At 63.1% G+C, this 19,680-nt stretch carries 19 protein-coding genes; 14 read left to right on the forward strand and 5 right to left on the reverse strand.

What is annotated here, in order from left to right:
- The first annotated feature begins 1 nt into the window (after window position 1).
- The 6 genes from WKV53_RS10075 to WKV53_RS10100 are packed head-to-tail and all read left to right on the forward strand — an operon-like array spanning window position 2 to window position 6,766.
- Window positions 2–748, forward strand: a complete 747-nt coding sequence (locus WKV53_RS10075) for a glycosyltransferase family 2 protein (protein ID WP_341404449.1) — start codon at window positions 2–4, stop codon at window positions 746–748.
- Window positions 745–3,072 (forward strand): hypothetical protein, encoded by a 2,328-nt coding sequence (locus tag WKV53_RS10080; RefSeq protein ID WP_341404450.1) that lies wholly within the window; start codon window positions 745–747, stop codon window positions 3,070–3,072. Before WKV53_RS10075 ends, WKV53_RS10080 begins: the two co-directional genes overlap by 4 nt.
- A 30-nt stretch (window positions 3,073–3,102) precedes the next feature.
- Entirely contained in the window at window positions 3,103–3,849 is a 747-nt protein-coding gene (locus tag WKV53_RS10085; RefSeq protein WP_341404451.1) for a class I SAM-dependent methyltransferase, read from the forward strand.
- The gene (locus tag WKV53_RS10090; protein WP_341404452.1) at window positions 3,830–5,044 is read left to right on the forward strand and encodes a glycosyltransferase; all 1,215 of its coding nucleotides are present in this window, start codon (window positions 3,830–3,832) and stop codon (window positions 5,042–5,044) included. The genes WKV53_RS10085 and WKV53_RS10090 overlap by 20 nt, the downstream gene beginning before the upstream one ends.
- A 7-nt stretch (window positions 5,045–5,051) precedes the next feature.
- Window positions 5,052–5,855: a glycosyltransferase family 2 protein gene (locus tag WKV53_RS10095; RefSeq protein ID WP_341404453.1), complete on the forward strand. Its 804-nt coding sequence runs from the start codon at window positions 5,052–5,054 to the stop codon at window positions 5,853–5,855.
- Window positions 5,852–6,766 carry a glycosyltransferase gene (locus WKV53_RS10100; RefSeq protein WP_341404454.1) on the forward strand — a complete coding sequence of 305 codons (915 nt, stop codon included), beginning with the start codon at window positions 5,852–5,854 and terminating at the stop codon, window positions 6,764–6,766. Before WKV53_RS10095 ends, WKV53_RS10100 begins: the two co-directional genes overlap by 4 nt.
- Here the strand turns inward: WKV53_RS10100 and WKV53_RS10105 are convergent.
- A complete protein-coding gene (locus WKV53_RS10105; protein ID WP_341404455.1) occupies window positions 6,746–7,939 on the reverse strand; it encodes a VanZ family protein in 1,194 nt (397 codons plus the stop codon). The two genes, WKV53_RS10100 and WKV53_RS10105, sit on opposite strands and share 21 nt — an antisense overlap.
- A 112-nt stretch (window positions 7,940–8,051) precedes the next feature.
- On the opposite strand from WKV53_RS10105, the gene WKV53_RS10110 reads away from it, so the two are divergent.
- Window positions 8,052–10,013 (forward strand): O-antigen ligase family protein, encoded by a 1,962-nt coding sequence (locus WKV53_RS10110; RefSeq protein ID WP_341404456.1) that lies wholly within the window; start codon window positions 8,052–8,054, stop codon window positions 10,011–10,013.
- Window positions 10,014–10,020: 7 nt separating this feature from the next.
- Here WKV53_RS10110 and WKV53_RS10115 read toward each other — a convergent pair whose 3' ends face one another.
- The 3 genes from WKV53_RS10115 to WKV53_RS10125 are packed head-to-tail and all read right to left on the reverse strand — an operon-like array spanning window position 10,021 to window position 12,227.
- Window positions 10,021–10,755 carry an exosortase-associated EpsI family protein gene (locus tag WKV53_RS10115; RefSeq protein WP_341404457.1) on the reverse strand — a complete coding sequence of 245 codons (735 nt, stop codon included), beginning with the start codon at window positions 10,753–10,755 and terminating at the stop codon, window positions 10,021–10,023.
- Entirely contained in the window at window positions 10,752–11,738 is a 987-nt protein-coding gene (locus tag WKV53_RS10120; protein WP_341404458.1) for an exosortase/archaeosortase family protein, read from the reverse strand. The genes WKV53_RS10115 and WKV53_RS10120 overlap by 4 nt, the downstream gene beginning before the upstream one ends.
- Before the next feature lie 54 nt (window positions 11,739–11,792).
- Window positions 11,793–12,227: a GNAT family N-acetyltransferase gene (locus WKV53_RS10125; RefSeq protein WP_341404459.1), complete on the reverse strand. Its 435-nt coding sequence runs from the start codon at window positions 12,225–12,227 to the stop codon at window positions 11,793–11,795.
- Window positions 12,228–12,321: 94 nt separating this feature from the next.
- On the opposite strand from WKV53_RS10125, the gene WKV53_RS10130 reads away from it, so the two are divergent.
- Entirely contained in the window at window positions 12,322–13,356 is a 1,035-nt protein-coding gene (locus WKV53_RS10130; RefSeq protein WP_341404460.1) for a tRNA dihydrouridine synthase, read from the forward strand.
- Window positions 13,357–13,362: 6 nt separating this feature from the next.
- Here WKV53_RS10130 and WKV53_RS10135 read toward each other — a convergent pair whose 3' ends face one another.
- On the reverse strand, window positions 13,363–13,989 hold the full coding sequence (locus WKV53_RS10135; RefSeq protein WP_341404461.1) for a hypothetical protein: 627 nt from the start codon (window positions 13,987–13,989) through the stop codon (window positions 13,363–13,365).
- 94 nt (window positions 13,990–14,083) lie between these two features.
- Here WKV53_RS10135 and WKV53_RS10140 point away from each other — a divergent pair, with 94 nt between their 5' ends.
- From WKV53_RS10140 to WKV53_RS10165, 6 genes are read left to right on the forward strand one after another with little or no spacing between them, the layout of a single operon-like run.
- Window positions 14,084–14,770 (forward strand): NUDIX hydrolase, encoded by a 687-nt coding sequence (locus tag WKV53_RS10140; protein WP_341404462.1) that lies wholly within the window; start codon window positions 14,084–14,086, stop codon window positions 14,768–14,770.
- A 12-nt stretch (window positions 14,771–14,782) separates the two neighbouring features.
- A complete protein-coding gene (locus WKV53_RS10145) occupies window positions 14,783–16,216 on the forward strand; it encodes a nicotinate phosphoribosyltransferase (RefSeq protein WP_341404463.1) in 1,434 nt (477 codons plus the stop codon).
- A 16-nt stretch (window positions 16,217–16,232) separates the two neighbouring features.
- Window positions 16,233–16,772 carry an RNA 2'-phosphotransferase gene (locus WKV53_RS10150; RefSeq protein WP_341404464.1) on the forward strand — a complete coding sequence of 180 codons (540 nt, stop codon included), beginning with the start codon at window positions 16,233–16,235 and terminating at the stop codon, window positions 16,770–16,772.
- Window positions 16,773–16,778: 6 nt separating this feature from the next.
- A complete protein-coding gene (locus WKV53_RS10155) occupies window positions 16,779–17,246 on the forward strand; it encodes a macro domain-containing protein (protein ID WP_341404465.1) in 468 nt (155 codons plus the stop codon).
- A gap of 8 nt (window positions 17,247–17,254) precedes the next feature.
- Window positions 17,255–19,189, forward strand: coding sequence for an NAD(+) synthase (nadE, locus tag WKV53_RS10160; RefSeq protein WP_341404466.1), 1,935 nt, complete (start codon window positions 17,255–17,257; stop codon window positions 19,187–19,189).
- Window positions 19,186–19,680, forward strand: coding sequence for an O-acetyl-ADP-ribose deacetylase (locus tag WKV53_RS10165; RefSeq protein ID WP_341404467.1), 495 nt, complete (start codon window positions 19,186–19,188; stop codon window positions 19,678–19,680). The genes nadE and WKV53_RS10165 overlap by 4 nt, the downstream gene beginning before the upstream one ends.

Raw genomic sequence — 19,680 nt, forward strand, 5'->3', positions numbered from 1 at the left:
CATGCGGTTGAGCATCATCATTCCTGTTTTCAACGAGGTAGCCCTCGTCACCACCTTGCTGGAAAAAGTCGTAGCCCTAGAGCTCGACGACGGCATGGCGAAAGAAATCGTGATCGTGGACGATGGATCCACGGACGGAACGTTGGAAGTGCTTCACGCCTTTCACACCGCTCATCCCGAGACGCGGCTATTGGTCCACGAGAAGAATAGCGGAAAGGGCGCGGCCGTTCGCACCGGCATGCAAGCGGCACAGGGCGACATCTTCATCATTCAGGATGCCGATCTGGAGTACGATCCCGAAGACATCCGCGAAGTAGTAAGACCCGTCGTCACCGGTCAGGCTTCAGTCGTGTATGGCTCACGAATCTTGCGTGAAAAGGCCCTCGGCCGCTCGGGTGTGCTCGGCTTGGTGACCGGAAAGCACCCCCACTCCTACGTCCTCGCCTATCTCGGCGGCGTGACCATCACCCAGTGGATCAATCTGATCACCGGTGCCTGCCTAACAGACGAGCCGACCTGCTATAAAAGCTTCCGCCGCGCCGCGCTCGAAGGCATCGAGATCGATTCCGATGATTTCGCCTGGGAGCCGGAAATCACGGTGAAGCTGCTCCTGCGCGGCATCGAAATCCGCGAAGTGCCCATCGCCTATCACCCGCGCAAGAACCGCGACGGGAAGAAGATCAATTGGCGGGACGGCGTGAAGGCGTTGTGGACCGCGGGAAAATATCGCTTTCGAAAATCCTCGTGAGTCCTTCTTCAAAGGGAACCCTGCTCGGCCTGGCCCTCTGCCTCGCCGTAGTCCTGGCATGGTTTTCCCCATGGTGGGCGGGCGGCCTGAAGCTCGCGCCGCTCGACCTGCAGAATGAGATGATGTCGCCGTGGCGGCAGGCGGACGAGTCCGGGCATGCGAAAAATCACATCGTATCCGATGGCGTGGACCAGTACCTCGTCTATCGCATGGTCGCCGCGGCCAATTATGCCCGCGAGGGCGAGTTGGCGTGGAGCAGCCTCACCTACGGCGGTACGGAGCAGTACGCCAATACCATGGCGCTCTACTTCGACTGGACCATGCAGCTCCATCGCTGGTTCGACTTCTGGACCGCATGGCACCTCGGCCTGTTAGGGCAAGTGCTGCTCGCCGCGTGTGGCATGTTCCTTTTCCTGCGCGGGCGCGGGGCTAACGTCGTGTGGTCGGTTTGCGGTGCGGTCGCCTATGCGGCGAATTCCCAATTCGTCACCTGGATCTACCACCGTTGGGCGCTCGGTGCCTTCTGCTGGGTGCCATGGATCCTGTGGGCCATCGACGCGCGACGCCGCGGGATGAAAGGTGCATGGTCGTTGGTCCCGCTATTCATCGGATTGGCGTTTCTCGGCGGCACGCTCCAGCACGCGGCCTTGGTTGCGCTGGTCGTGGCAGCAGCCTGGGCAGCGGAAGCGGTGACCGCGAAGCGGGATTGGGGAAAGCAATCGCGCCTCCTCGGCAACTACGCCGCATGGGGACTGTTAGGCACCGGCCTGGCGGCAATGATGCTTCTACCCTGTGCCGATGCATTCGCGATCAGCAGCCGCTTGGGAATGCACACTGGCATGCATGGCCATGCCGAAATGGGTGTCTACCCGCAGGGCTGGCTGCAGCCCTTCTTCAATCTCGCCGCCTATCCCTTCCAGGTATTCCCTTCGTTGCTCGGCCGGTGCAATTCGGTCGATGTGCTGAAGCTCTTCAAGAGCGAGCTCTTCTACATCGCCTACTTCGGATCTCTGCCGGTTATCGTGGCCTTCCTTGCCCCGTTCCGCCGGGACCTGCCGCCGTTGGCGCGGATCCTCGTGATCATCGGCTTGGTCTTGCCGCTCACACCCTTGGTGCGACTCCTGTATCAACGCCTCTTCCTGCTATTCATCGTCGGCGGGATTCTTGCCTTCGTCCACCTGATGCAGACGGCCACGCGGGAAACGCGGCTGCGCTTGTTCCGCTGGACAGCGTGGACCGGCGGTATCGCCATCGGTGCGTGGTTCTTGCTAAGTGTGGGCCTCACCGTCACCCATGATCGCTGGGCAGGCCCCTTGCAGGCCAAGATCACGGCCATGGGCTACGACAGTAGCTTCGGTCACTTCCGGTCGTGGATCGAAAGCCGGGCGGATCACTTCATCGGTGATCTCTTCATCTGGAGTCCGCAGCAAGCGCTCCCGCTGCTGTTCGCCATTCTGGCAATCGCCGGACTGCGTGCCACAGCCAGCCTCACACCACGATGGCGCCAAGCCGGCAGCGTGATGGTGGCGGTAGCGGTCTTCGCCGAAGTGACTCTGTTCGCCACGCGCTGGATCGTCTGGTCGGATGAAAAACGCTATCCGCTCTTTCCCGAAACGCCGGAGTCGCAGGTGCTCCACAAGGAAGTGGGCAGCCAGGGCCGCGTCGCCAGCATCATCCATCCGACCGCCCACATGGCGATCACACCCTTCGTGCCGAACACCCTCTCGGCCTACGGCATCGCCACCATCCACGGCTACGATAGCATCCTGCCGAATGGCATGTCGCTCGTCGCCGACCGCACCAAGGACCCCGAAATTCTCGGCCGCTACGGTGTCACCCATCTGATCACATTCCCGGATAACCCCGACGTTCCGGCCGCCTGGCAACCCGTGTGGAAAAGCCCGTCGATGCAACTTTTCAAAAATCCCCAAGCGGTCCCCCGCTACGTCGGCTTCCGGGATCATGATGCGCTCATGAAGTTCCTCCAAACCGGTGACCGCACCCAGTACATCGCACTGGAGGAAACACTCGGCCACGAGAACAGCCGCGAACTAAACGTTCGTGACTCATCCTGGCTCAGAGTCGCGGAGAATTATTCTCCTGGCTGGGAATTTCTCACGGATAGCAATTGGAAGCCGGTCGAACGTGCGACCGATGGCACGATGATCCTGCCACTCGGCGACCATGCAGCCCATGTTTCGATGCGCTACCGGCCCCCTCTCCGGTCACGCGGCTTGGCCATTTCCGGAATATCCCTGATTGCTTGCCTCGGGATTCCTCTTTTCGGAAAGAAGCGATCCATCGGCATTCCAGCCGCATCGTGACCCCGGCGACGCAGCCCGTTTTCGCATGCCATGAGCGTCCAGCTTTCCCATCCTGCTCCACCCTTCAATCCGAAGGCTGAAGCAATGCTCTCTGCCATCGGCGGCTTCCCGATTTCGGATCGCCAGCTATTTCTCGCCGGCTACTCCGAACTCTGCCGGGTCGATCTAACAGACCGGCATGCCGTCGAAATCTGCGGCGCTTCGGGAAAGCTTGCCGCGGCGGTAGCACGGACATTTCCCGGAGCGAGGGTAACGGGCTTGGACCTGTGGGCGCCGTCCGGACCGGAGCCCGAGGAGTGGAAGTGCACGCTGCCAGGACTCGAACTGATCGTGGGCGACGCTTTCGACCTCTCTGCTTTTCCCGCGGAATCCGTGGACCTGGTCTGGGGCCAGGCGGCACTCCATCATTTATCCCACGATCTCGACACGCTATGCCGCGAGGTCACCCGCATCCTCAAGCCGGGTGGCCGACTCGTGTTCGTCTTCGAGCCGATGGGCCACAATCTTGCGGTCGCCGCCATCCGCGCCATGCGGATGGCGGTCCATGAGATGGGGGACGAGAGCAATCTTTACATCTCCCAGTTCAAGCGGATGTCGGCTTTCTTCTCCACCTGCGAAGTCCAGATGTTCAACCTGCTGGGCTATCCCGTGAAAGCGCTCTCGGATCGCTTCGGCGGCATCTCCCATCTGGTGCACGAACTGGACGCCCGCTTGTTCGGAATGTTTCCGCGGCTCTTGCGTTACGGTGCGAACGCCAATGTCATTCTCACCAAGTGACGTGACTCCCGCCGCACGATGGTTCACTTGCACGCCGGTCGACTTCAGCGGAGGGAAGGACTTCTTCGCGCGCGACAGTGGCTTGCTCTGCCGTGGGTTCCAGGCACTTGGCATCGATAGCCGCGCGGTCATGCCCGGCACATCACGGGCCGATGACGAGCCCGACCTGATTCGCACCGCTTACGCCGATCTGGAAGACCCCGCATGGTGGCGCTCGCAGCGGCTGGATGGCGTGGTCCTCTATGCTTGGGGCCGCGCGAAATACCGGCGGGTGGCGGAAGCAATCCGCGAGGCAGGAGTGTTTCTCGTGCTCAATCAGGATAGCGGCGGCTTGGTCAGTCCGCGCCTCGATCTCGCCGCATGGTGGCGCGAGCAGCTCGTTCTATCCGGCGCCGGCAGAACTGCTGGCGGTTGGTGGCGCTTCTCAAAGCTAGCCCTTCGCGGCCTCACTGTCGGTCTCACTGTCTCAGACCTCTTGCGAGCCGAACATCTTCGCGCAGGAAATGTCATCGCCTGCGTGACACCGGTAGCGGCAGATCACTACCGCGAATTCTGCCGCATCTACGGCGGCGCTGATTTTGCCAGCCGGGTGCATGTGGTCCCGCATCCGGTAAATCCTCTGTTCCGGTTCGATGGGCGCCCGAAGACGCGCACCGTCACCGCCATCGGACGATGGGACGATGTCACCCAAAAGCGCCCCGAGCTACTGATGGCAGCCGCCGCCAATCTGTTAGACGCCGATCCTCACGTGACGGTGGAAATCGTGGGACAGGCAACTGCGGAGCTTCAGAAGTGGGCAGAGAAGCGCGAACGAGTCTGTCTTCATGGCCGTATCCTGCCCGAAGCCATCGCCGAAATCTTGTCCCACACCCAGATCCTCTGGTGTCCTTCCGCCTTCGAATCCTTCCATATCGCGAGCGGCGAGGCCTTGTGCTGCGGCTGCTCGGTGGTAGCAGCGGTGTCACCGTCCCTGGCAGCATTCCCGTGGTTCGTCAGTGAGGCATCGGGCTCGCTGGCAGCGACCGATGATGTCGCAGGTCACGTTGCAGCCCTCCGCAGCGAATTGCACGCGTGGGACGAAGGGACTCGCAATGCAGCATCCATTGCCGCCACATGGCAATCACGTCTGCATGCGCCGGAAGTGGCGCGGCTCGTCCTTTCGATTGCCGCGGGAGAAATGAATCACAAGACCTGACCCGCCGATGGACTTCACCATCATCACGCCAAACCTGAACTACGGTCGCTTCCTCGGCGACTGCCTGGCCAGCGTGGCCGCTCAGGAAGGCGTGACCCTCGAGCATCTCGTCTTCGATGGCGGCTCCACCGATGACAGCGCCGCAGTGGCCTCGCGCTTTCCTCATGTCCAGTGGTCGGTCGAGAAGGACAACGGCATGTCGCAGGCGATCAATCGCGGCTTCGACGCTGCCCAAGGCGATTGGGTCATGTGGCTGAATGCCGATGACCGGCTGAAGCCAGGCGCCTTGTTAGAAATAGTCGCGAAGTTGCGCACAAGCACAGCCGACATCGTCTATGGCGACTTCGATTTAATCGATGAATCCGGCAGCCATCTGCGAACCGTCCGCCTGCCGGGCTGGTCACCCTTCGTTCACGTTCACCACCACTGCTACATCGGCTCGACTGCGGCCTTCTACCGCCGCTCCTCCGTGATTGCGGCAGGGCACCGGTTGCGTGAGGACTTCCGCTACGTGATGGACGGCGAATTCTACGCTCGCCTTCATGCCGCAGGACTGCGGTTCGAACACGTGCCGGTGACCGTGGCGGACTTCCGCCTGCACGGCAGCAATGCCTCCATGCGCCATCTCGGCAAAACCCGCGATCTCGACACGATCCTCCAGGCGGAACGCCAGCACGTGGAGTCGCGTGCGATCCGCCGCGCCTACGGCACCACGCTTTTCGACGACCCCTATCTGAATGGCCTGATCGATGGCGTCTTGTGGATCGCCGCGCGCAGCTGGAAGGTCGCCTTGCGCACTTTGGGAAAATGAACCCGGTTCTAACAACTCCGCGCGTCGCGGTCGTGTTCGCCTGCTACAACCGGCGCGACACCGCGCTCGAATGCGTGAAGCGATTGCGCGCCCAATCACGCCAACCCGACCGCGTGATCGTGGCTGACAACGCATCGACCGACGGTTCAGCCGCTGCCTTGAACGGGCTCTGCTGGGATGCCCTCGAAATCCTCGATATCGGCGACAACCTCGGCAATGCCGGCGGCGTGCAAGCAGCGATGGAGCATGCCTTCGCCCATGGCATGGATGCCGTATGGATCCTCGATGACGACTCGTGGCCGCGTCCGGATGCCTTGGAAGAAATGCTGCGCTCGCCGTGGCGCGACGATGCCCTGATTCATCCGCTCCAGGAAGACCCCGCCACCGGACGCTTCACCTGGCCACTGCAAGTCGTGGCCGAAGACGGCTCGGTATCGCTCGCTCACACCCGCGACGAACTCCCCGATCGACCACTCGTCCGCAGCCGCGGCGTGTGGACCGGCGCGATGATCCCGAAGAAAGTCCGCGAAGCCGCCGGGCCGGTGAAGGGCGAGCTCTTCATCCGCGGTGAGGACGAGGAATACCCCTGGCGAATCGAAAAGGCCGGCTTTCCGACCTACGCCGTCACCGCCGCGGTGATGGACCATCCCGGCCCGAAGGACCTCGTGCAGTGGCGCTTCCTCGGCCGCAGCCTCTTTCTCGAACGCGGCTTGGCCGACTGGAAGCTGCACTACAAGGTGCGCAACATGGTCTGGCTGAAACGCCAACAGGCCGGCGCCACAGGCGCGCTCACGATGGCCCTCGCCTACGCGCTTTGCGTTGCCAGCGTAGACGGTCCCGCACGACTGCCATTGGTGTGGCGCGCTTTCCTCGATGGATGGCAGGGCAAGCTAGGTCGCTTGGCTGGCTGACGCATCTCCCGCTGCAGCTAGCTCGCTGGCCACCTTGCGCTCCCGCCACCACCGCGAAAGGCGCGAGTGCACGAGTATCGCCAGCACCACCCCCAAGGCATCGAAGGAAAGGTCGAACAAGTCCGACTCATCGAAGCCGAAGCCGAAGAGATACTGCGACCACTCGATCGCCCCGGCCAATAGCGCTGCGAACACCGCGCTCTTCCATCGACCAATCAGGAAGACGAGCACCAGCGTGGGGCCGAGAAAGAGCAGCGTGTGAAACAACGGCCGCGCCTGTTTGATGCGGTCCTTGATCTCTAACAGCAAGCTGCCGCCGAACGGCAATTCGCCCAGCGATTTCGGCACCTGAGCGGGCGGCGTGGCAGTTGAGGCCGGTGGCTTGGCCGCCGGAGGAACAGCCGGTGCCGACAAGACGGCTCGCCCTGCAGGTTCGCTGATGGCGAACAAGGGCGCCAGCGGGCGGATCGATCCCCACGGGCCGGGGACCGCCCATTGGGTCACGCAGAAAACCCAGAGCGCCGCAGCCAGCAGCGACGCACCGAGGCCGGAGGTGCGTCCCCATGTGGCGACCACGGCCGCCCACGCAAACCATCCTGCGAGCAGCACCCAGTGGCCGATCCGCCACCACGCCGTCTCACGGACGACATCGATGCGGCAATGCTTCAAGTGAAAGGACCCGGAACTCCCCAAGTGCTCCAGGCGAAGTACCGGCACCGCCGGACCATGAGGAGAATCATCCACCACACATGGGTTTTCGGCAGCATCGTTGCCACGGCTCGACACCAGATACTGGGCCTCCATCCGGTGATGCGCCGGATGCCACTCGATCATCACCCGCCCGTCCGACCATGGCGAAGGCCCCGGAACCAGCCCCTCCGCCTTCACCGCAAAGTCGAACATCAGGAACTCCACCTTTCCCGGCAGGGGAAGCGGCAACAGCTGAACGACGGCGCTCGATGGATTGCCGGCCGTTAAGGTGACCTCGGTGTTCCCCGCCGGATTCCGTTGAATCGTGACCCCGGGATCCGGCACCGCATCCCGTACCAGATCATCCAGCGACAGGTGTGGGTAGGAGGGATCGATCTCGAACCGATGCTGCCACGCCAGCCACGTCCCTGCGATGAGCAGGAGCAAGGCGAGCGGCAGGATCGGGAGGAACGCGCGGCGCACGGCGGGAAGACATCACGTTAGCACGTATCGTGCGAATCCTTTCCCGCGCCGCGGCTCGACATGACGGAAATGGCACCCCTACCTTGCCCTCGTTTTACCGCACCAGCGACCCATGCAAGCCATCTCCGGACTGTTCTTCTCCCTGTCGCTCGTGCTGGCCGTGGTCCTCGGCGGGCAAACGCTCGACTACACGTGGGGACCAGCACTCGTCGCCCTCGCGATCTCACTGGCCACCGGCGCTCTCCAGCTGTGGCAGCTGGGAAAACAGCCGAAGTCGGCCTGGTTCGCCTTCATCATCATCCTGGTGGCGAGCGGTTGGATTCTCTGGGGTTGCTGGGGCAGCCCGGTGACTGAGTTCGGTCGTTCGGATGCCTTGCTGGTCGTGGCTGCGCTGACGTCGTGCCTGTGGGCATGGACGATGCCGACTCGCGGTGTGGCCATCCGCTTCAGCGTCGCAGCCCTGGCCTTGCTCGGCTTCGCAAATCTGGCTCTCGTCCTGATTCAGCTGCGCGACCCGGCGTTCGCGTGGCCGTTCGCGTTCCGGCCCGTCCAACTCCCGTCCGGTCTCTTCGGACACTACAATCACCTCGCGGACTTCTCGCAGGTCTCCGCACTGATCCTGGCAGCGCGGGCGCTCTGGGCACGGGACAGCTTGGCCGAGAGGATCGTCCATGCGCTTGGTGCCTTGGCCGCTGTCGCGTGTGTCGCGTTGTGCGGCTCACGGGGCGGTGCCCTCAGCCTGGGAGTCGGAGTGGCGGTCCTGTGCCTCTGCCTCGCCCTTCTCGCGTGGCGGGACAAGAAGCGGAACCGCGGGATCATCATCGGCACCGCCGTGGCCGTGCCCGTGCTGATCGTGCTGCTCGCTCCGCTGGTCTTTTCCAAGATCCAGCAACGCCGCGGTGCCAAGGACCCGAAGGAAATCACCCAGGTCGCCGATGACCGCTTCCGCCTGACGCTCGCTGGCTATGCGATCAAAATCTCGACCACCCAGCCGTGGACGGGCAGTGGCAGCCGCAGCTTCGGCTGGAAAAAGAACGCCGTCGCCAATCCCGATGAGGACAAGCTCTGGGACCGCTTCAACGACGACTTCGTCCACAATGAACTCCTTCAGGCAGCCGTGGACTACGGCTGGGGCGGAGCTCTCCTCATCGTGGCGGCCGTCCTGACCACCGGCTTGACCGGAGTGGCTGGCCTCGCCGGCCGGGATGAGGCGGATGCAGGTCGCAGGGGCGCTCTGGATGCCATGGTCTGCGGCGGCTTGGCCGCGATGACCGGCACCCTGTGCCACTCGAATTTCAGCTTCGTCAGCCACACCCTGCCCGGCGCGATGTATCTCGGGCTTGCCTTCGGCTTCGCCCTGCCGAGGCGCGAACTGCTGGGCGAATTCCCAAGCACGGCCGGCCGCCTTGTCCCCTGCTTGATAGTCGTTCCCCTTTCGATCGTGCTCGCTCTGACCGGCTGGCGTGCCAGTCAGACCTTTCGCACCTTGTGGCCGGTGTCTTTCGGCCGCGAATTCCTAGGCGCGGCCGCCCCGGCACTTGCGGTCGAACACGTGCAGCACGCCATGGAATTGTGGCCCGGCGCCGAACTCGCCGGAAAGGGCGGCCAATTCTCCCGGAACGCCGCCGCAGCCAAAGGCCTGCCGAAGTCCGAGCAGGATGCGTGGCTGACCCAGGCCGTGGACTTCTACACCACCGCGATCCGGCTCAATCCCTACGATCCGGAATGGCCGGTCAATCGCGGCAACATGCTCTCCGCCCTGGATCGAGACAATGAAGCGGAGCGCGACTTCGAAAGAGCCATCGTGCTTGAAGGCGGCACCGAGCGAAACTTCCGCGCGCGCTTCTGCTTCGCCTCCCACCTCTACCGCCGCTGGTACGACGCCTGGACCAAGGAACGCCGCGCCGGTGAAGCCATGGGCCAGTTCATCCGCGCGCGAGACTTGCTCCGTGAGGCGGACCAGCAGGGCGGCCTGGGTCAGCTCGGGAAGGATGGCCAGGAACTCGTGAAGAGCATCGAGGACACCATCCGCTTCTTGGAAGGCGCTCACGTGCAGCCGGAACCGGTGCGCTAAGAGCGCGTCAGTTCTGCAGCTTCACCTGCGGCCAATTGACATTCTTCGCGGCCAGCTGACCGATGAGGTCTCGCACGACCCGGTCCGTACCCTCCAAGTCCAGAATCCCGGACTCCCGGTCGGTGTGTTCGCCATTGAACCACATCGTCACGGAAATATAGGCCCATTTCTGTGCCTCTCCTTTCACGAGGCGGTCCTTGATATCGATCAGCGTCCGCTTGGTGTGATTCTCCGTGATCCGTTCGCTCCCCACGAAGAAGTAGTAAGTCACCGCATCATGCTTTTTGACGTACTTGCCGGAGGCATCGGTCGGACGCTCTTGGACCGACAGCAAACGACGGGCGGGCAGCTGGTTCCCGCCCGGCACGGCGATCATCGTCGTGGACGAACTATAAATTTCATGACCCTGAGCCGGCATGCAGCGCTCCGGCCGGTGGATCGAGTTTGCCAGATCGATGCCCGACAGCACGATCGACAGCTGGGCAAAGTCCTTCGGGCTGGTATCAAAAAACGATGTGCTTCCGGACCGTGACCGCTCGCAGGTAGCCTTCGCAAATTTGGTGTCCTTGGCCAGCGTGTCGCGTTCTTCCTTCGTGGGCTCCTCCTCCTTGAAGGACCAGGAAGACATCTGCTTCGGAATCGTCAGCGACAACGCGGATTCGGCGGTTTTGAAATCCGGCAGCAAGAACACCGCCGAAAGCCCGGCGATGAGAACCCCCAGCAGGACGAGTCCGCGCTTCATCGTGCCTCAAGGGCCTCCCCTCCCTCGCGGACGACCTTTCGTACGGCTAGCTTCTTTCTGGGGCGGCGCCACGGCAGCCCACCTTCCAGCACGGAGTGGACTCCCAGCAGCATCACCAGGGAAATCGGGTAGAAGAGCAGCAGGCCGGACCAATCGTGCCACGTTCCCGCGGCGAAGGCATGGTTGCCATACTCGGAGATCACGAAGATCGACGTCAGCCGCAGCATGTTGCCGAGGATCGCGAGCGGAAAGGCCGCCAGGCAAAGGATCGCCTTCTTCCATAGCGAGATCGGCGCGAGGTAGGCCCACACCGAGGAAATCATGATCAGCGCCATCAGCGAACGGATGCCGCCACAGCCCTTGTCGATCGACAGCGGCTCCCACTTGTCAGAGACCGAGTGGATCAGGGTGCCGCGCACCACCGTCTCCACCCCGAACAAGCCCGAGCCCCATTGGGCGAGCTTCGTGGAAAGAATCTGCAGGCGCGTGGTGGCCTGCTGGAATTCCGGCACCGGAATCGCCAGCCACAGGACGAAGAACGGGAAGAAAAGCAGCCACGCCGTCCGCCATCCCCACATGAACAGGGAAGCCCCCCACAGGATCATCGGCAGCCCGCCCACCGTGAGCCGCGGCTGGCCGGTGCGCTGGCCCGCCAGGTAAAACAGGCAGCCGAGCAGGACCACGAGCAAGCCCGACCAATGGCCGGGCCCCGCCACCTCCCGCAGCTTCTTCCACTGGGAAATAATCAGCCCGACCATGATGACCGGCACCAGGAACCCATGCTGGTAGTCATTCTCCTTGTTCCAGGACGACTTCCACCAACCTGCCGTGGAAAGATCCTTCCAACCGCTGGCGGGGACCAAAAAATAGAATCCCGCGACCACGGCCGCGCACAGCAGGCACACGATCAGGGCGCCCTTCGGAATCCCTCCGGGCTTCACGGGTCCGCGGTTTGCGGCGCTGTCGAGGGTTTCCCCGTGCATCGCCGGGAGAATTCCCGAGTCGGGCCGCCCTGTCAACGCCCCGTCCACGCGGCCTCATCCACGCCGCCAGCGCCAGACCGGCCCATCCTCCGGAAGCTGGATCTGCCCTTCGCACTTAAAGCCGGCGTGCTCGCAAATCCGCGTGGAGGCATTGTGCTCCGGCAGGGTGTGGGCGATCAGGGTCACCTTTTCGCCGGTCGCCTCGGCGATTTCCACCAGCAGGCGGGCCATCCGCGACCCATGACCCCGGCGCTCGTAGTGGGGAAAGGTGAACCACGCGAGCTCCACCTCCCCGCGCTCGTCCGGCGGGCCCTTGAAGGCGCAGGTCCCGATCACCTCCCGGTCCGTCGTCAGCGCCAGGTAGCCACACCACGGCGGAGTGGTCCCCATTTCCAAGGTCCCCTCGATCACTTCCATCATGATTCCGGAAACGGTGCTGTAGTTGGTGCAGTCGAAATCCAAATCGCGAGTGATCGGGAGGAGCGTCATTTGCTGAAAACTAGTGCTGGAACCTCCCGGATGGCAAACAAAGCTAGATGCTTGCCGTGGCATCCGGCAGCGGCCACAAGGGCCGGGCACCGAGATGACCGACCTCTTTCCCGCCGACCGCCCGGTGCTCTACCTCGCGCCAATGCAGGACGTGACCGACCTGCCGTTCCTGAAGGTCATCGACCCCTACGGCGGCGCAGACGTCTATGTGACGGAATATTTCCGCGTTCACAATGACTCCCGGCCCAGCGCCTGGATCCTCCGGTCCATCGACGAAAATCCGACCGGCAGGCCGATTTTCGCCCAGATGATCGGCCAGGACATCGAGGCGCTGGTGAAAACCGCAAGGCAGCTGCTGGAGCACCCGGTCGCCGGCATCGACCTCAATCTCGGCTGCCCCGCCCCGGTGGTGTGCAAAAAGGAAGCCGGCGGCGGCCTGCTGCGGAACCTGCCGAAGGTGGACAGCATCCTCGGCGCGCTGCGCGATGCGATTCCCACCCGCTTCACCGTGAAGACCCGCATCGGCTACCATCATCACGATGAATTCCCGCAACTGCTGGAAATCTTCCGCAAGCACGCCATCGACGTGCTCGCCATCCACGGCCGCACGGTCGAGGAACGCTACTCCACGCCGGTGCACCCGGACTGCGTGAAGCTCGCCGTGGAAACCCTGTCCTGCCCGGTCATCGCCAACGGCAATGTCGTCGATGTCGCCACCGGCCTCGCCTACCGGCAGAAATCACAAGCCGCCGGCCTGATGATTGGCCGCGGCGCGATCCGGAATCCCTGGCTGTTTTCCCAGCTCCGCTCCGCCTTCGCCGGGGAAAAACCCTTCGAGCCGGGTTGCCGGGACCTGCTGGGCTATGTCGGCCGGCTCTACGACGAGCTCGCCGCGCATACGAAAACCTTCGATCCGCTCAGCCACGTGCAGCGGATGAAAAAGACCATGGCCTTCGTCACGCAGGGGCATGATCTCGACTTCGAATTCCGCGTGCGCCGCGCGAAGACCCCGGAAGACTTCCACTCCGCCTGCCGCGATCACCTCGACCGCGATGACCCGGTGCCAACCGCGCCGCAGGAAAGCTCGCGGGTGTTCTGCGGGTTCGAGGATCTGCTGAGCGCGACGTAACCCGGTCTAGGGTTCCACAATCACTTCGTCCCCCTCCTTCGGCTTCACATCCCCGAAGACCGCCGTCGGGCTCGCTACCGCTTCTGCTGCCTCGACTTCGCTGACCTTAAGCTTGCCGAGAATCCCGGTGCCGCGCCGGACAGAAAGCACCGCGTCAGCCTTCACCGCGGCGGCATCAATCACCTGAAGAGTCGCGAACGTTCCCAGATTCGGATCCTCCACCCACTGGACAATCTTTCCCACCGCCGGAGTTGCGGCGATCGCCTTGGCCCGTTCCTCGGCATTGGGCACGGCCGGTTTGTCCGGTATCTCCGGCGTCGTTTCCTTTGACGCCACATCGTCTTCGAAAACGGCACCCGTATCCGGCACGTCCTGCGGCTTCACTTCCGGAATGGCTGGCGCTTCGGACGGAGCCTTCTGGCCTTGGGCCAGCGGCATGCCCAGCATCATCCGGTCCTTCTCTTCCTTCAGCAGCTTCCGCTGCTGCTCGATCTCCGCAATCTGCCGCTGCACTTCGCCCAGCTCCTTCTTCGGCGTGTCCCGCACCTCCTGGCGGAAGTTCTTCCACGACATTGCCAGCGCGCCGACCAGCAGCGCCGTGATCATGCCGAGCAGAATCTTGATCGTGTCCATGCCCCAGCTTTCGGCGTGGACCGCCCCGTGGCAAGTCCGGCGAAATCCATCGCTTGACTTCGTGTAATAATTACACTTTCTTGCGCCCGACGCGATGCCACATACCTACGAGTTTCCCCGTCCGGCGCTCACCGTGGACTGTGTGGTCTTCGGCTTCGATGGCGCGGGCCTGCAGGTCCTGCTGATCAAGCGCGGCATCGAACCTTTCCTCGGCACATGGGCGCTGCCCGGGGGATTCGTCCGCATGGAAGAAAACCTCGAAGAGGCCGCCCGCCGCGAACTCGAGGAAGAAACCAGCCTCCGCGATGTCTTCCTCGAGCAGCTCTACACCTTCGGCGACCCCGGTCGCGACCCGCGCGGACGCGTCGTCAGCGTCGCCTGGTTCGCACTGGTCCATCCCGAGCAGCACCCCGCGAAGGGCGACACCGACGCCAGTGAGGCAGCTTGGTTTCACATCAGTGATTTGCCGGATCTCGCCTTCGACCACGATCACATCCTCACCACCGCGCTCGAACGCCTGCGCGGGAAAATCCGCTACCAGCCCGTCGGCTTCGAACTCCTGCCGAAGCGCTTCACCCTGACCCAACTCCAAGCCCTCTACGAAGCCATCCTCGGCCGGCCCATCGACAAGCGGAACTTCCGCAAGAAGCTCCTCGCCTTCGACTTCCTAATCCCTCTCGACGAATTCACCGGCGGCGCTCACCGCCCCGCCCGCCTCCACCGCTTCGACCGCCGCAAATACGACACCCTCGTGAAGAAAGGCTTCCTTTTCGAACTCTAACATTTCTCCCACATGAACAGCCCTCTCCAGACCGACCTCTATCAGCTCACCATGGCCGCCGCCTACTGGAACGCCGGCACCGCGGATCACGAAAGCGTGTTCCATCTCTTCTTCCGCCGCCTGCCCTTCCATGGCGGCTACGCCATCGCCGCCGGACTGGAACCTGCCCTCCAGTGGTTGGAAGCATTCCGCTTTCGCACCGAAGACCTCGACTACCTCGCCTCGCTCCGCACACGGAATGATCATCCACTCTTCAAGGAGGACTTTCTCACCTACCTCGGCGACCTGCGGCTGGAGCTGGACATCGATGCCATTCCGGAAGGCTCGGCCGTCTTTGCCCATGAGCCATTGCTGCGCGTGCAGGGAAAGATCCTCCACGCCCAGCTCGCCGAGACCGCACTGCTCAATCTCATCAACTTCCAAACTCTCGTCGCCACCAAGGCCTCGCGCATCTGCTACGCCGCCGCGGGTACGCCTGTCTTCGAGTTCGGTTATCGCCGCGCCCAAGGCCCCGATGGCGGGCTCACCGCCAGCCGCGCCGCATGGATTGGTGGCTGTGAAGGCACCTCGAATGTCCTCGCCGGCCAACGCTTCGGCATTCCCATCCGCGGCACCCACGCCCACTCGTGGGTGATGTCGTTCGATGACGAGCAGGAAGCCTTCGACCGCTACGCCGAGGCCATGCCGGATAACTCGACCTTGCTCGTGGATACCTACGACACGCTTGAAGGCATCGACAAGGCCATCGTCACCGCCCGCAAGCTGCGCGAACAGGGCCACGAGCTGAGCGGCATCCGCCTCGACTCGGGCGACCTCGCCTGGCTCAGCCAGCAAGCTCGCGCCAAGCTCGATGCGGCGGGCTTTCCCAATGCGAGAATCGTCGCGAGCAATGACCTCGACGAGCATCTCATCGAAAGCCTGCGCCATCAGAACGCCAGGATCGACATCTGGGGCGTCGGCACCAACCTCGTCACCGCGGCCGACCAGCCCGCGCTCGGCGGCGTCTACAAGCTCGCCGCCCAGCGCCGCGAGGACGGCACCTGGCAACCGCGCATCAAGCTCAGCGAACAAACCGCCAAGAGCTCGATCCCCGGTCGCCTCCAGGTGAGGCGCTTCATCGAGGATGGTAAATTCATCGGCGACGCGATCTACGACGTGGATCGTAGTTTCGACGGCGCGACCACCATCATCGACCCCGCTGACCCGATCCGGACGAAAGAAATCCCCGCCGCGACAACCGCCACCGAACTTCTCCAACCGGTCATGAAAGCCGGTCACCGCACCGTCCCAGCCGAGCCCCTCGAAGCCATCCGCAACCGCTGCCAGGAGAACCTCGCCGCCCTCCACCCCGGCATCCTCAGACTTAAAAACCCGCACGCCTACCCTGCCGGACTTGAAGAAGGACTTCATCAGCACCGGGAGCAAATCTTGCGGGAACTGCGATGACCATCATCGCCCCCATATGGACAACAAACGCATCAGCAAATTCCTCAGCCTCGTCCTGCGCCACGAACCCGAAAAAATCGGGATCGTCCTCGACGAACATGGCTGGACGGACTCTCAAGAACTCATCCAGGCAGCCGCCCGTCATGGCGTCCGATTCGATCAATCGACTCTGTTAGAGATCGTTCGGACCAGCGATAAACAACGCTTCGCTCTCAACGAAGATCACACCCGCATTCGCGCCAACCAAGGCCACTCAGTAGAGGTCGATCTCGCCCTCGAACCAAAGCAGCCACCGGAATCCCTCTACCACGGCACCGTGGAAAAATTCCTCGGCTCCATCCGGAGCACCGGCCTGCAAAAGGGCGAACGCCACCACGTCCACCTCAGCCCCGACCTCACCACGGCGACCAAGGTCGGCGAACGCCGCGGCAAGCCGGTGATCCTCACCATCCGCGCCGCCGCCATGGCCGAAGCCGGCCACCCCTTCTTTCTCTCCGAAAACGGCGTCTGGCTCACCGACGCCGTGCCACCGGAGTTCATCGAGTTCCCACCCTGACAAAACATGGCAATCCGGACCGTCAGAGGAGATCTGCTCGATCAACCCGTCCAGGTGATCGTAAACGCATGGAACCGCAATGTGATCCCATGGTGGCTCCTTCTGCCACAAGGTGTTTCTGGTGCCATCAAGAAGCGGGGAGGCTACCAACCATTCCGTGAACTATCCCGAATCGGCTCGATACCCGCAGGAGGCGCAAGACTCACTTCGGCGGGACAACTTCCATTCAACGCGATCATTCATGTCGCCGCCATCAACCTGCTCTGGCGATCGTCTCCTGACATTGTGAAATCCTGCGTTGTGAACGCCCTCACATTGGCCGCCGAACATCGCTTTGCCTCCATTGCAATCCCACTAATCGGTTCGGGAACCGGCGGCCTCGATCCAGAAAAGTCCAAATCCTGCATCATCGATTCAGCCGAAACCGCTTCCTTTGACGGCGATATCATCGTCGTCGAATTCTCTCGCCGCTAATATCAGCCATGAACCTCCGCCTCGCCGCCGTCGCCCTGAACCAAACCCCGCTCGATTGGCCGGGGAATGAATCGCGTGCTCGCGCCGCACTCGCACATGCCCGGCACGAAGGTGCCACGCTCGTCTGCCTGCCGGAGCTATGCCTCACCGGCTACGGCTGCGAAGATGCCTTCCTCGCCCCGGCGACATGGGAGCGAGCATGGAAGATGCTGACCGATCTCCTGCCTGAAACACGCGGCCTCGTCGTCGCCTTCGGCTTGCCGGTATTCCACCACCGGGCACTATACAATGTCTCGGCCGTGGCGGCCGACGGCGAACTGTTAGGCCTGGCCGCGAAGAAGAATCTCGCGGGCGATGGCATTCACTACGAGCCACGATGGTTCAAGCCATGGCCGGGCGGCGTTCGCGACGAATTCGTGGCACCGGATGGCAAGCGGCTGCCGATCGGCGATCTCGTTTTTGAAGTCGGCAGCGTGAAGCTGGGCTTCGAAATCTGTGAAGACGCCTGGGTTGCCGATCGCCCCGGAGCCAAGCTCGCCGCCCGCGGCGTGGACGTGATCCTCAATCCCAGCGCCAGCCACTTCGCCTTCGGCAAGGCCAGCATCCGCCGCCGCTTCGTCGCAGAAGGTTCGCGGGCCTTTGGTGCCGCCTACGTTTACTCGAATCTGTTGGGAAACGAAGCTGGCCGCGTGATCTACGATGGCCAGTTGCTGGTCGCGGAAGGCGGTCACGTCATCGCCGAAAGCCCGCGCTTCGGCTTCGCTGATCACCGGGTCCTGACTGCCACGGTCGATATCACCGGCGGCCGCTTGGCCATGGCCCGCAGCGCCAGCCACCGGCCCGCCTTGCCCGCGACAAATGATCCGGGACTCGTCACCGCCAACTTCACCTGGCCGGAAGTGTCGGCGGCTATCCATCACCACCTGCTCGCCGGACCGGAAGAGAAGACGCTCGAATTCACCCCGGCCGTCACCCTCGGCCTCTTCGACTACCTCCGCAAGAGCAAGTCGAGCGGCTACGTCGTCTCGCTCAGCGGCGGCGCGGATTCGGCCGCGGTCGTTTGCCTGGTGCGCCTGATGTTCGAGTTCGCCCGCGAGGAACTCGGCGAAGAATTCGGCGGCAAACTGGCGACGACGGATTTCGGTAAACTACTACTCACGGCGTACCAAGCGACCGAAAACAGCGGCGACGTCACCCGCGATGCGGCACGCCTCATCGCCGAAGCGATCGGAGCAACCCACCGCGAACTCGATGTCTCGGTCCTCCACCGCGGCTACGTGGCCATGATCGAGGAGGCCTTCGGCAACACCCTGAATTGGACCGACCACGACATCCCTCTCCAAAACATCCAGGCCCGCGTCCGCTCGCCCGGCATCTGGATGCTCGCCAACCTTCGCAACGCACTCCTCCTCTCCACCAGCAATCGCAGCGAAGCCGCGGTCGGCTACGCCACCATGGACGGCGACACCTCGGGCGGACTCGCACCGGTCTCGGGCATCGACAAGGCCTTCCTCCGCGAATGGCTCGGCTGGCTGGAAACAACCGGACCCATCATCGGCGGCAAGCGCCGGCCGATTCCCGCACTCGCCGCCGTGAACGCCCAGCAGCCCACCGCCGAACTCCGCCCCGGCGAACAAGGCCAAACCGACGAAGGCGACCTCATGCCCTATCCGGTGCTGGATTTCATCGAGCGCGCCGCCATCCGCGACCACAAATCACCGCGCGAAGTACTAGAGTTACTGGAGATCGCATTCCCCGCTCATCCGGCAGAAACCCGCACCCGTTGGACCAAGCGCTTCTTCACCCTGTGGAGCCGCAACCAATGGAAGCGCGAACGCTACGCCCCCGGCTTCCACCTCGACGACGAAAACCTCGACCCCAAGACCTGGTGCCGCTGGCCCATCCTGAGCGGCGGCTTCCAGGAGGAACTCGATGCCCTATGAAAGCCATTCAAGCCAACATCACCACGCTTGCAGTCGACGCTATCGTCAATGACGCGAACTCCAGCCTGCTCGGTGGCGGCGGGGTCGATGGTGCGATCCATCGCGCCGCAGGCCCGGATCTCGTAGCGGAGTGCCGCTTGCTCGGTGGCTGCAAGACAGGCCAGGCAAAGATCACGAAAGGCTACCGGTTGCCTGCCAAGCACGTTATCCACACCGTGGGCCCCGTGTGGCGCGGCGGAAACAACGGCGAGCCGGAGCTGCTTGCCAATTGCTATCGGAATTCTCTTCAAATCGCGGTCGATCACTCGCTGGAAAGCATCGCCTTCCCCTCGATTAGCACCGGCATCTTTGGCTATCCAATCGAACAAGCCGCAGAGATTGCGGTGACAACCGTGAAGCAATTTCTCGCTGACTCGGGAACACCGCGGGACGTGACCTTCTGCTGCTTTTCGGCAGCCGATCTCCGAGTGTATCAAGCCCTTCTCGACTGA

It is taken from the genome of Luteolibacter sp. Y139 (assembly GCF_038066715.1).
GTDB classification, from domain to species: Bacteria; Verrucomicrobiota; Verrucomicrobiia; order Verrucomicrobiales; family Akkermansiaceae; genus Haloferula; species Haloferula soli.